Source organism: Bacillus sp. ISL-75 (assembly GCF_018613095.1).
In genome coordinates this window covers 48,625-61,915 of the sequence record NZ_JAGGQX010000068.1, presented here as the reverse complement: position 1 = coordinate 61,915, position 13,291 = coordinate 48,625, and the positions used below count along the sequence as shown (strand labels likewise).

Here is a 13,291-nt window from a genome sequence, read left to right as displayed (position 1 = left end):
GTTTATATTTTCAGCAGTCTCCTAGTCCATTGCTCTTTTTTGAGTTAAGATCTATGAATTTTTCACTTATATCGGAACCTCTGATTTTTTACCGTAGGACTGGAATTTTTTGCGTATTGGTCAAAACCTCTATCATAAAATTGAGCGACCTTACTTGACCAGTCACTGGTATCTTCTCCGCTGGTCCGTTCAGACATATAGGATGATATCGTTCGATCATATTGGTCAATGATTTCCTTTTGAATTTTCGCATCATACTGTTCTTTCTGAAGGGTTGCCTTAATTGGCAGCCTTGGTTTTTGACCAGGGACGGATCGTGGATATCCGACCACCAGACCTGAAATTGGAAAAACATATTCCGGAAGATTCAATAGATCAACAAAGGTTTGGGGATTTCTCCGTAATCCTCCGATCGGAACAATCCCGAGTCCCATTGATTCAGCCGCTATAACTGCGCTTCCCAGAGCGATCCCTACATCTGTTGAACCGATTATAATGGCTTCTAAGTCCTCGACGATATTAAACTCAGTACCATTTTTCTCAGCTGCCAGCCTCGCCCGATAAAAATCCATGCAAAACACTAGAAAAACTGGAGCTTCCTCAATCCACCTTTGGTTGCCTGCCGCTTTCGCCAATGCTGCTTTCCTTTCAGGCTCCCTAACTTCGACTACGCTCACTTGCTGACCATTAATCCAATTGGGACCAGCCAAAGCCGCCTCAACAATCACTTGGATCTGGTCTTCGCTTACCTCTTTTTCAGTGTCGAAGTCCCTAACTGATCGATGATTTCTTAATAATTGAATAGTTTCGTTCATACTATCACCCCTCGTGTATACGATACTACACACGCAGCTTTAAATTCAAACACCTGAATACAATAAAAGTGCCTGACACCACTGAAGGTGGTGTCAGGCACCATTTTACTTATTAAGAAGTTCTAAAAAGGAACAAATGGTCAAAATGCCTTTATCAAAGTTTTCTAAGTTAAAGTGTTCGTTTGGTGCATGAAGATTTTCATCTGGCAGACCGAATCCCATTAAGACAACAGGAGCATGTAGGGATTGGTTAAAATCCGATACAATCGGAATCGAACCGCCTTCTCTTTTATAAACAGGCGCTTTCCCATAAACGGTTTCATACGCTTCTGCCGCTTTTTGAATCATCGGACTATCAATCGGAGTTAAGAAAGGATTTCCTGTATCTTGTAAGGACACTTTCACGGTACATCCTTTTGGTGCCTGTTCTTCTAGATGCTTTTTAAGCAATCCTTGAATCTTTTCAGGGTTTTGATTGTGAACTAGACGGCAGGTGATTTTGGCATGAGCTTCGTTCGGGATGACCGTTTTTGTTCCTTCTCCCTGAAATCCGCCCCATAATCCGTTTATTTCTAATGTTGGCCTGGAACTGATTCTCTCAGGATAAGGAAAATTGTTTTCCCCGCCTGTTAAATCCGTTAAGCCTAACGATTTTTTCAATTTTTCTTCATCAAATCCTAACGCTTTAATTTGTTCCTTTTCAAATTCCGTGAGTTCCACGACATCATCATAAAAATGGTCCACATTGACTTTACCATTTGAATCATGAAGAGTAGAAAGCAGCTGTACCAATAAATGGTTGGCGTTTTGGACTCCCCCGCCGAACATGCCCGAGTGCAAATCAGAATTTGCGGTTTTAAGGGAAACTTCTAATGCACACAGACCTCTTAATGAATAAGTAATGGCAGGGACGCCTCTGTCCCACATATCAGAATCGGAAATAACGACTACATCACAGGATAATTTTTCTTTATTCTCGGATAAGTATAACGGAAGATGAGGACTTCCGATTTCTTCTTCTCCTTCGATGCAAAATTTTACGTTTACCGGTAATTTCCCTTCTACTTTCAATAGTGTTTCCACTGCTTTGATATGTAAGAACGTCTGCCCTTTGTCGTCGGTTGCCCCTCTGGCAAAGATCTTTTCATCACGGATCGTTGGTTCAAACGGAGGCGTTTCCCATAAATGAATAGGGTCAACGGGCTGTACGTCATAATGGCCGTATACTAAGACTGTTGGGGCGTTTTCTTGATGAAGCCAGTCCGCATAGATAATCGGATGACCTTTCGTCTGGACGATTTCAACATGTTCCATTCCAATGCTTTCTAATTTATTGGCAATCCATGAAGCTGCTTTTTGAATGTCCTCTTTATGCTCCGATAAGGAACTGATGCTTGGAATCCTTAGCAGTTCTTTTAATTCCTCGACATTTTGATTATGTTGATTGGATAACAACTCGGATAATTGACTCATGTTCTCACCTTTTCTAGTTTATTTTCTATTCTTATTTTATACAAAAAGAATAGAGAAAACCTACAATCCGCTCTAATTCATATACCGATATTCCCTCAAACTATTCAAAATTGAAATTTCCTGTAATAGTTCTTTACCAATATTCGTTTGTCTTACTTTTTTTCTCACCAGTTCTTTATCCACTACTCTTTTTACCGATAATACATCCGTACCGTCACTTAATACATCTTCTTTTGAATGAAACTGTTTATGAGCAACCAATTGCATACCGTAGGAATTATATAGTAACGTGTATCCTGCTATACCTGTTACAGATTGATAGGGTTTTGAGAACCCACCATCGATAACAATCATTCTTCCATTCGCTTTGATGGGATTCTCTCCCTCAATTTCTTTCACTGGTGTATGGCCGTTTATAATATGACCCTGCTCAGGGTCGAGATCAAATTCAGCAAGGAGTTTTTTGCAAAGTTCTTCATTCTCTCGTAAGTAATAATAAGGGTTCTTTTTCTCCTTATGCGTTTCCTTATCTTTAATAAAGTACCTTTCAAAGGTGGTCATCGCTCTTTTTCCAAAGAGGGATGAGTATTCTCCTGTCCATAAATACCAAACCATATCTGTTGCAAGGTCATCAGTCATTTCCGGGTGTTCAAAAGAATATCGTAAATTATATTCAAACGTATCAAGTAATTCACGGCCTGCATACGTTTTATTCTCAATCGTCATTTTTTCCATATTTCCTTCTTCATCTAAAGGAATGCAGCCATGAATTAACAAGTTACCGTTATATTTCAAATAAAGGCTGCCTTTTTTCATTAGAAATTTCATATGCCTAGCCAGCTTTTCGGAATGCTGCACGGAAAATAACAATTTTTCTATCACCTGTTTTTCCTCTTCTAATAATTGATCGGGCTGCTCTGGATTAACCGTTGCAAAGCAACTATTTACTAGAGGGTAGGTTTTCCCATATATGGTTATTTCGTTCTTTTCATAATCAATTTTCTCAAGCAATTGCCTTTCTGACATATTAAAATACGGGCGCCTCTTTATGATCGGGATTTCCAGTTTGAATTGAATCATCGCGATTGCTTGATGAATTTTCGTAATTTGCAGTTGTTCATGATCAGATGGACTTTTATCGGAATGGACCTTAGGTCTAAAAGCTGGATTGTCTTCATAGTACTTTTCCGCTAGATTAAGTAATGGTCTTAGATTGATTCCATACACGTCTTCAATAATATCCAAATTGTCGTATCTCGCACAAATACGAATAATATTTGCCAGACATACCTTTGATCCAGCAAAGGCACCCAGCCATAGGACATCGTGGTTTCCCCACTGAATATCTACTGAATGGTAACCGATCAGTGTTTCCATAATTTTATCTGGCTCGGGTCCACGGTCGTAAATATCCCCAACTACATGAAGATGGTCGACAACTAATCTCTGTGTCGTATAGGCAAGACCTATGATCAGCTTATCGGCCTGTCCTAAAGAGATAATCTGTTGGACAATTTTTGAATAATAATCATCCTTATTGGTGGAATCATTTTTTTTGTAAAGCAGTTCTTCAATGATATAGACAAACTGATTCGGCAAAGCTTTCCGTAACTTAGAGCGTGTGTATTTAGAGGAGGCAAAAGAGATGAGCATAATCATCCGCTCAATCATTTCTGTATACCATTGATTTAATTCTAGTTCATTATAAAAATGATTTTTTATTAACTGAAGTTTTTCTTCTGGATAATAAATTAATGTTGCAAATTCATTCCTTTGGTTTTCCGTTAAGATATATTGAAACAGGTCATTGATTTTCTCTTTTACCTTCCCAGAACCATTTCTTAACACATGTTGAAAGGCTTGATATTCACCATGTAAATCACTGACAAAATGTTCAGTCCCCTTTGGTAGATATAGAATGGATTCGAGATTAATAATTTCTGTTGCTACTTTTTCTGCACTATCATATTTTTGGGCGAGTAAATCTAGATATTTTGCATTCAAAAAATATGTATCCCCTTTCATAATTGACTGCGTTTCACTTATTAACATCATTCATTAATGATATTATAAGGTATAAATAGAATATATTTGATAAAATAATACAAATTTTTATTGTCTTTATTTGCAAAAGAAGGAAACTTGATGGCTGCAATCGCAGAACTTCGCGAAACACATCACTCTTCACCTGCCGGAAGGTCAAGTACAAATCGCCCTGGAATCGCTCTTCCGGCAGGAAACGTTTCGGTTGATTGCCTATGCTTTGGTACCGACTTTTGGTTCTCATAATACCTGTTTTTTTGTAATTTTATAGATGCCCGTTGAGTCGTATGTGGGTTCGTAAGAAGATAGGGGTAAAAATATCTATCCTCCGGGGTCATCTCTTCTGAAACAACCGGATTCTTTCAAAAATCAGTACGTACCATTCTATATTTTGCCATCTTCAATCACTGCACTTCTTCTATCAAAATTCCTTCATACTTGATATATAAATTAATGAAGAAAATGGTCATATGTTTTTAAATAAAATATGAATAATTTATGACAACTCTCATCACCTTGTCCTTTGCGTGGGCTTTTTGTAAGATCCCTCGACTCGGTACTTCTACAATATCGAGAATGGCGGGGTAAAGCGAATCTCCATTTTTCATATTTGAGGGCATTATTAGAGCGAAAACAGCAAAAAACGCCTTCAAATTTGATTTTTGAAGGCGTTTTTTGACGTTTTGAGTGATTTTTATTTTGTGTGAAGCCTTATAAAACAGATGACGATGATCGATTATATTCGATACCTTGAATGCGTTCCTGATGGGTGTAAACATTAAATCCGTTAGCTCGGATAAAGCCAACCGCCGTAATTCCGAGTTCCTCTGCTAAATCTAGGGCAAGATTGGTAGGTGCAGATTTGGATAGAATAATTCCTACTCCAATCTTGGCTGCTTTTAGTAACACCTCGGATGAAATTCTGCCACTAAAGGCAATGATTTTATCCTTAAGTGGTATTCGGTTGATCATGCAATAGCCAAAAAGTTTATCCAAGGCATTATGTCGACCAATATCCGTTCGTAATGCCACAATTCCATCCTTCGTACAAAGGGCTGCATTATGAACCCCGCCGGTTTGTTGAAAATGTATAGAGTTTTCTTGCATTTGCTTCATTAACTCACGGCATTGTTCCGGTGTAACCGTCAATTTGGTCATAACCGTTTTCGCTGTCTTTACATCGTTATGAAAGTAAAATTGCCGCCCTTTTCCACAACAAGAACCAATAAATCTCTTCGAGTGGAAATCTTTTTGGAGCGAATGTTTACTCACAAGATCAACATAAGCAAATCCCGTTTCTTCATCAATATGGATCGATTGAATATCTTGGTAGACTCGAATCACACCTTCAGATGCTAGGAAGCCAACCACCAATTCTTTCAGTTCAGAAGGGGTGCATACCATGGTGGCAAACTCTGTTCCATCTAATATAATCGTTAGGGCAGATTCGACTGCGATGTCATCCTCTTCCTCTATGAAGTTATGTCCATTATACTTGACAATATTTTGAGAAGTAGTGATTTCCTTTAACAAATGCGGAGCCCCTTTCCATAGATATTCTTGCCCTTAACCAACTTCTGTTTCAAGCTCAGCAATCGGCTTTTCTAGATATTGGGTATCTTTACGCGCATGATATCGTTCTGCTTTTTCCAAAGTAACCGTGATGTTGTAATCCGGAATGCCGGCAAATTTCTCATAACGACCGCGCGGCAGCAAGTAGTTACCCTCCGGGAAGTGGACTTCTAAATTTCCTTGCGCAATATCAACAAATTTGGCCGTACCTTGGAAGACGCCAAATCCGTTATAAACAACAATTCCTTCGCCTTCAGCAATGCTTAATTTTTGCCCATCAACAGGACTCATTAATACATCATAACGACCAGCACCGTTTAACGGATCTACTTCTTTATACACCATTGAATTAAACTGCTTACCACGGCGAGATGTAATAATAAATTGTTCTGGCTTTTTATTTAAATCCGGTATTTCCACTGGAATTAAGGTACCTCTGCTATCCGGAGTTGAACAAATTCCATCTTCACATAACCAAGCGCCGCCCCACTGGAAAACGTCTCCTTGCTTTTTCAAATACTGGATGCCATCGTAATCAGGGTTTGCTTTGGCAATTTCCCCACGAATTGACTGCCCGTTAGCAAAATCGACCAAATGAAACGTTTCTGGTTTCACACGCTTCGCAAGGTCCAGATAAATCTTCCATTCTGCACGTGCTTCTTCAATCATGTTTTTGTTACCGGTAATTTCCGGAGAGAAGTAAACCATCCGTTCTGTTGATGTACTCGTGCCGCCTCCTTCTTGCTCATAACGCGTTTTCGCCGGTAACACAATGACTGCTTCTTTCGCATCGACTAAGGTCGATGTGTTTAAAATAATATCTTGATGAACGCGAATCTCCAGTTCGGATAAGGCTTGTTCAATAAAATCAGGGTCAGGCATCGTTTCTAAGAAATTACCACCAGATAGGTAATATAATTTCACTTTCCGCTCATGATCTTCTGGAAGAACAATGTTTTCTAGTGTGACGCCAACGATATCACCCTGCCACTTTGGCAGGTCAAATCCCCAAAGTTTTTCTATTCGCTCTACATTTTTCTCATCCCAGCCTCCGCCAGGTAAAACAAACGGGTCTGCCCCCATTTCTCCACTGCCTTGAACACTAGAGTGTCCACGGAACGGCATGAGACCAGCGTGCTTTCGTCCTAAGTGTCCACGAAGGAGTGCCAGGTTTGCTACTTGTGAGATATTGTCAGTTGCAAATGAGTGCATCGTCAGACCAAGCGCCCACGCATAGACCGCATTTTTGCTGTTTGCTAAAAGTTCAGCTAATTCAATAATTCGTTCTTTTGAAACACCAGAAGACTCGATGATATCTTCCCAAGATTGTTCTTGGACTTTTTTCTTTAATTCCTCGTAACCGTTTACATGTTCCTCTACGAACTCATGGTTAATTGCTGACCCATATGCTTTATCCTCCATATCAAACCAATGCTTCATGATTCCATGCATAAAGGCAATATCCCCGCCAATGTTGACTTGATAGAAGTCATCGGCAATTTTTGTACCGAATAATGCAGACTCAGGGTTTGAAGGAATCCAATACTTATCCATCGCTGGTTCACGGTATGGGTTAACAACAATGATTTTGGTTCCTTTTTTCTTTGCTTCAAGCATATATTTCGAAGATACAGGTGATGAGTTCGAAGCGACACTTCCCCAAAACAATAAGACATCTGTTCCGATCCAATCTAAATAATTGGATGTAGAAGCTCCCACACCAATGGAACGTTTTAAAGCTGTTTTACTTGGAGCATGGCAAATACGGGAAGCGTTATCAATGTGATTGGTCCCAAGAAAACGTGCTACCTTCGCTGCAACATAATAGCTTTCGTTTGTAATCCCTCGAGCGGTTAAATAAAATGAATATTGTTTCGGATCCAACTTTTTCATTTTATCTGCAATTAAATCCATTGCGTCATCCCATGTAATCCGTGAAAATTTACGTTCCCCTTTTCGACGAATCATTGGATATGGAATCCGACCTAGCTTACGAAGTTCACTGCTATCATACTTCCTTAGTTCATCGATATCGGCATGAAGAATTTCAGGCGGAATCGCAGGCATTGTATTTAGCCGAAGCACATTCAAACGTGTGGTGCAAACGTGTGGTCCCTCCAATGTTTGGTCATACAACCCTGATACACCGAGTGCACAACCGTCACAAACCCCTTTTGTAATAATACGTGTGGCATAGCCGATATTGTCTTTATTATCCCAAGCAATTTTCATCGTATCACGGATATGCTGCGGCTTAATCTTTCCTAATCCAAAAGGAATTGGACTAACCCAGTATTTAGGAGCAGGTAACATTGCCTTTTTTTGTGGTCCTGGATGTTGCGTTTTCCCCATTTTCATTTCCTCCTCAATCATGTCAATTGCAATTTTTCCAATAAAAAACCACCTAAGATTATATTCATCCGATAAAACAGACAAATAGCTCTAGGTGGTTAGTCTTTAACAGGGTCGCTGTCAAGTGCCAACAATATGTAGTTGAATGATATTTTCATTGGGGTTAACTTTTTAAGTTAAACTTTTCCTCAATATCTTGATCAAACACGAAGATTGACATCCCCATGTCGTCTTCAATATCAATATCCACAAAGACACGAATGAATCTTGCACCAAGTAGTTCTTCCATTTCCTGTGGATAGTTTTTTTTATAAATCTCCTTGACCATTTCAGTACGAGCAGATCGTAACATTTGTCTCCCATCTTCCGCTGAAGCAATAAATTTTTCAATAGGAGATAAATTACCTTCTAATTCACAAATTGCCCAGTTCTTACAAAACGTTGTTCGAACTTGACTAGGGCCTTTACCCATATGACGTTTTCGATACGCGCGAACAATGTTACTAAATTCTGCTTCATATTTATTCACATGACTCAACTCACTTGTTTTTACTCAATGTTATCACTATGTTAATGGTGTTTATTCTATAAGTATACTATATAACGGAATAAAAATAAAAACCATTGTAATAGATTCTTTGTAGATTCCTTAAAAAAGGCGGAATCCCCATTTGAATCATTACAACGGTTCGCCTCAAACAGGTTCGCTGTTACGCACCAACTGTTATAATATTTTACCCTTGTCATATGAGTTAAAAAACCTCTTAACCGATCAACAGGTTCGCTGTTTCGTATTAAAAGAGACTCATATTTTATAATAAAATCGTAAATTTCACAAATTGTTCACATTTGACAACTTAATCATAACATGACAGTTAAATCAACACAATAGATAAAATTTTAAATACCATTTGTTCTCGTTCCGACGCCTTATCATGGAGCGTAAATATGAAATCGCGACTGTGTAGATAAAATTATTCATCACGGATTTTGTTCGATCAGGAGAATCATGAATCGTTTATCACTTCCTTCTTTGTGATCATTCGCACTGCATGCTAATTATTATCTAGCAATTAATTATTCCACGCCACTTTCTAAAATCGTGAAAGTATTCTTATCACAATTAATTTCCGCCATTGCTCCATAGGGCAATATAAATTTCGGTTCGGTATGACCAAAATTCAAGTTATATAGGATTGGCAAATCCTCCAAATTAAATTCCTTCATGACTTTTTGAATTTCCACTTTATATTCATGGTAATATTTCTCGTCTTGCGGTTTACCAAAAATGATTCCATTGGCTTTTTGTAGAATTCCTTGTATGGCATAATTTCGCAACCAATACTTAATATTATTTGGTTCCGGCTTTTCTTCAGATGTTTCAAAGAAAAGAATACTTTCTTTCCAATATTTCTTTTCGGGCCAAAGCACTGTTCCTTTGGCAAACTCCAGTACTTCAATACAGCCTCCAATCAGATGTCCTTGTGCTACACCTGAGCCTTGAAGTATCTCATAACCTACATTTTGTCGCATTGCCCGTCGCCGGTTCTTATTCTCTTCTATCCATTCTAAACGTTCACTCGTCCATTCTTTGGCTGGTTGAATTTCGCCAATCATCTCATTTGAAAAGAGCGTTCGATTCACCATGTCAATCGTATATGGATCCATTTCAACGTTTTCAGCAAAATCGGTTAGAATTGCAGGACCATAAAAAGAAGAAATTCCTGCCTTATGACAAAATAAATGTGAAACAGTCACATCCGAGTAACCCATAAAAATTTTCGGGTTTTCACGTATAACATCAAAATCAATATAAGGAAGTAAGCGAATACTATCTTCTCCGCCAATATTTGCAAAGATTCCTTTAATGCTTTCATCTTTAAATGCTGTCATCAAATCTTCAGCACGAGCTTGTGGATTTTTATAAAGATAGTCGCTCCCTTTTAAACTATTCGGCATGGGGATAACTTTTAGTCCAAAAACTTCTTCTAATCTCTTTACACCTTGTTCATACCGCCATCTAAGTTCTGGATCACCTGCTCCTCCCCAAGAAGGACTTACTGTAGCAACACGATCTCCCGGTAGCAATTTCTTTGGCTTTATTAACATATTTACTCCCACCCTTGTAGCATTTGATTAGCTAAGAATATACCATCCTCGTAGGTGAAGAACATTTCACCTAGCTTTAATTTCTACAAGATTAGAAAATTTACCTGCTGTTATTTGATAATGGGCCTATACTATAATATTTTTAGAAATCTAACATTTACGATGTTTAAAGAACAAAAAAAAAGTGTCAGGCACCATTCAATAATTGCATTTGTCACTTACGGAAAAGGGGCATACCGTTTACATAGATGATGAAATTGCTAGTGAAATATTTATTAAGTGGACGGATAAACTTCTGTCATGTTGTAGTTAACTTGATGGCTAGGGTGAGATTTCCTCCTGTGAGTAAAACGCTTTTAAAAATAGTTGGTTCAAAGAAAAAGACGTACAGGTCACTTAAGCCATACGCCTTTTCCTCTCATACTTCATTTTCAAAAACTACTTCAATGCAATACAAATATTTTTCGCTTCAGTAAAGAATTCTAGGCTGTGATGGCCGCCTTCACGACCAATTCCGCTCTTCTTAAATCCGCCAAAAGGAGCACGTAAATCACGAACAAACCAGCAGTTCACCCAAATCGTACCTGCCCGAACCGCATGAGAAATTCTATGAGCACGTTGCAGATTTTCCGTCCAGACCACACCATTCAAGCCATAATCGGTATCGTTTGCAATTCGTAGTGCTTCTTCTTCGGTATCAAATGGGATAATCGTGACGATTGGTCCGAAAATTTCTTCTTGGCAAATCCGTGCTTTTGGATTTTCCTGGACATAAACAGTCGGTTCTAAATAATACCCATTTCGTAAATATTCAGGCAGATCAGGTCTCTTTCCTCCACAGATCAAGGTCGCATTTTCTTCCTTTGCAATTTCAAGGTAGCTCGTTACCTTTTTATAATGCTCTTCACTAACGACTGGACCCATTTTTGTCTCTACATCCTGAGGATCGCCCACTTTTAGTTCCAGTGATGCTTGCTTAAATCGTTCAAGAAACTCATCAAAGATGGAGCGCTGAACTAAAATTCTTGAACCTGCAAGACATATTTGCCCGGAATTCATAAAGGCAGCTTGAATTGAAACGGGGATAGCTTTATCAAGATTTGCATCTTCAAACACGATATTGGCTGCTTTTCCACCTAGTTCAAAGGATACTTTTTTCAGGGAATCTGCGCCGCTCTTCATAATTCTTTTTCCTGTAGCAGTAGAGCCCGTGAAGGAAACTAAATCTACCTCAGGGTGAGTAGTAAGTGCATTTCCTACCACTCCCCCAAGACCATGAACGACGTTGACGACACCGTCTGGGATGCCTGCTTCTTTTGCAATTTCACCAAGTAAGGACACTGATAGCGGGGTCATTTCCGCCGGCTTAATCACTGCTGTATTCCCGGCAGCAAGACATGGGCCCAGCTTCCAAGTTGTCAGCATGAACGGAACATTCCATGGTGTAATGAGAGCAGCAACCCCAACTGGTTCGTACCGAGTATAGTTCAAATATGCTTCTTCCATCGGATACGTTTCCCCGCCCTGTTTTTCCATGAAATCTGCAAAGAACTTGATATTGTTCGCAGCACGCGGAACCTCGTGTTGGACGGCAGAGTGAAATGGTTTCCCTACATCTGTAGCGTCTAGTCGAGCGATTTCTTCTTTTCTCTCGAGGATAATTTCAGACATGCGGCGAAGTTTTGCACAACGCTCCGCTACAGTCATTGTCCGCCATGGACCATTTTCAAAAGCATCCCTTGCAGCACGACAGGCTTTATCGACATCTTCTTCTGTCGCTTCACTTACTTTCGCAATGATTTCTTGCGTAGCAGGGTTTTTCACATCAAAAGTTACCCCATTGCCTGCTTGCACATACTCACCGTTTATATATAAACCAACCGCTCTAACCCCGGTGTGTACTTTTGTCATTTTATAGCCTCATTTCTTTTTTTTATAGATTCACCCGCTATTCCCCAATGTTCAGGTTCACATTCATTGATCAGTACACGCACATTTTGAATGGGAGCTTCTAACACATCAGAAACTAAGTCGGAAACTTCTCTAATCAATCGTTCTTTCTTTTCAGGCGATCTGCCTTTAACCATCGTAATCTGAATAAATGGCATCCTAAACTCTCCCTTCTCGTTGTTGTTTATTCAGTAAATACAGCCTCTACGGAACCAATCCCATCAAAGCTTGCGGAAAAATGGTCACCCGCTTCAATCTTCATTGCTGCTGATAGGGAACCACTTAACACGACTTCACCTGGTTGAATGCTCTGTCCAACTTTATACAATCTATTTGCTAGCCAAGCAATCGCCCTCGCTGGGTGCCCCATCACAGCTGCACCAGCACCCGTAGCTACTACTTCCCCATTTTGCTTGAAGACCATTCCCATCAATTTCAAATCGAATTTTTCTGGTGAATAGAATCTTTCTCCGATAATAAAACGTGACGAAGAGGAATTATCAGCAACAGCATCTGCCAGTGTAAAACTAAAACCTTGGAACCTGCTGTCGATGATTTCAAGTGCAGGAGCTACATATGCTGTTGCAGCCAGTATATCTGCTACAGTTACATGCGGGCCTTTTACTTCCTTTTTGAATATAAAAGCAATTTCCGGTTCCACTTTTGCATGGATAAATGGTGAAAGCGAAATGCGTTCCCCTTCAAACAGTTGCATGCTTTCTAGCAATACCCCATAAGATGGTTCATGAACACCCATCATTACTTGTTTTGCCTTACTCGTTAATCCAAGCTTTCGTCCGACTCGTTTTGTGTTTTCTTCCTTGGATTTCATTTCAATTAAGCGTTCTTGTACCTGGTAAGCTAATGCTTCATCCAATTCAGGATAGGCTTCAACAAATTTATTAACCGGCTTTTGCTGTTTTTCCGCCTCGTATAGTTCAAAAGCGATTTGATCAATCACATCAGTCTTAATCATG

11 protein-coding genes and 2 pseudogenes are annotated in these 13,291 nt (G+C 39.3%); 1 reads left to right on the top strand and 12 read right to left on the bottom strand.

Translation table 11 applies throughout. The features are described 5' to 3' along the window. Positions 1–62 precede the first annotated feature (62 nt). From J7E63_RS25245 to J7E63_RS25235, 3 genes are all read right to left on the bottom strand, one after another. Complete coding sequence (locus J7E63_RS25245; RefSeq protein WP_215017589.1) at positions 63–815, bottom strand: NADPH-dependent oxidoreductase; 753 nt, start codon at positions 813–815, stop codon at positions 63–65. Between the two features lie 105 nt (positions 816–920). Continuing rightward, positions 921–2,288 (bottom strand): dipeptidase, encoded by a 1,368-nt coding sequence (locus J7E63_RS25240; RefSeq protein WP_215017587.1) that lies wholly within the window; start codon positions 2,286–2,288, stop codon positions 921–923. Between the two features lie 72 nt (positions 2,289–2,360). After that, the gene (locus J7E63_RS25235) at positions 2,361–4,292 is read right to left on the bottom strand and encodes a fructose-1,6-bisphosphatase (protein WP_215017585.1); all 1,932 of its coding nucleotides are present in this window, start codon (positions 4,290–4,292) and stop codon (positions 2,361–2,363) included. A 141-nt stretch (positions 4,293–4,433) separates the two neighbouring features. Between J7E63_RS25235 and J7E63_RS25230 the strand changes: the two genes are divergently transcribed. Continuing rightward, positions 4,434–4,577: a hypothetical protein gene (locus J7E63_RS25230; RefSeq protein WP_215017583.1), complete on the top strand. Its 144-nt coding sequence runs from the start codon at positions 4,434–4,436 to the stop codon at positions 4,575–4,577. On the opposite strand, the pseudogene J7E63_RS29855 reads toward J7E63_RS25230, so the two are convergent. The 9 genes and pseudogenes from J7E63_RS29855 to J7E63_RS25195 form a co-directional block, all read right to left on the bottom strand. After that, positions 4,578–4,729, bottom strand: a pseudogene (locus J7E63_RS29855) (DNA replication protein DnaD); the annotation flags it as partial. It lies immediately after the preceding gene. Positions 4,730–5,042: 313 nt separating this feature from the next. Then, a complete protein-coding gene (gene fdhD / locus J7E63_RS25225; protein ID WP_215017581.1) occupies positions 5,043–5,864 on the bottom strand; it encodes a formate dehydrogenase accessory sulfurtransferase FdhD in 822 nt (273 codons plus the stop codon). Positions 5,865–5,897: 33 nt separating this feature from the next. Continuing rightward, on the bottom strand, positions 5,898–8,255 hold the full coding sequence (locus tag J7E63_RS25220; RefSeq protein ID WP_215017579.1) for an FdhF/YdeP family oxidoreductase: 2,358 nt from the start codon (positions 8,253–8,255) through the stop codon (positions 5,898–5,900). A 163-nt stretch (positions 8,256–8,418) separates the two neighbouring features. Next, positions 8,419–8,784, bottom strand: coding sequence for a Na-translocating system protein MpsC family protein (locus J7E63_RS25215; protein WP_168244478.1), 366 nt, complete (start codon positions 8,782–8,784; stop codon positions 8,419–8,421). Between the two features lie 376 nt (positions 8,785–9,160). After that, positions 9,161–9,273, bottom strand: a pseudogene (locus J7E63_RS29850) (DNA alkylation repair protein); the annotation flags it as partial. A gap of 59 nt (positions 9,274–9,332) precedes the next feature. Further along, the gene (locus J7E63_RS25210) at positions 9,333–10,364 is read right to left on the bottom strand and encodes a S66 family peptidase (RefSeq protein WP_215017577.1); all 1,032 of its coding nucleotides are present in this window, start codon (positions 10,362–10,364) and stop codon (positions 9,333–9,335) included. A 438-nt stretch (positions 10,365–10,802) separates the two neighbouring features. Continuing rightward, positions 10,803–12,275 (bottom strand): aldehyde dehydrogenase, encoded by a 1,473-nt coding sequence (locus J7E63_RS25205; RefSeq protein WP_215017575.1) that lies wholly within the window; start codon positions 12,273–12,275, stop codon positions 10,803–10,805. Continuing rightward, entirely contained in the window at positions 12,272–12,472 is a 201-nt protein-coding gene (locus J7E63_RS25200) for a tautomerase family protein (RefSeq protein WP_215017573.1), read from the bottom strand. Before J7E63_RS25200 ends, J7E63_RS25205 begins: the two co-directional genes overlap by 4 nt. 26 nt (positions 12,473–12,498) lie before the next feature. Beyond that, the gene (locus J7E63_RS25195; RefSeq protein WP_215017571.1) at positions 12,499–13,290 is read right to left on the bottom strand and encodes a 2-keto-4-pentenoate hydratase; all 792 of its coding nucleotides are present in this window, start codon (positions 13,288–13,290) and stop codon (positions 12,499–12,501) included. Position 13,291: the final 1 nt, after the last annotated feature.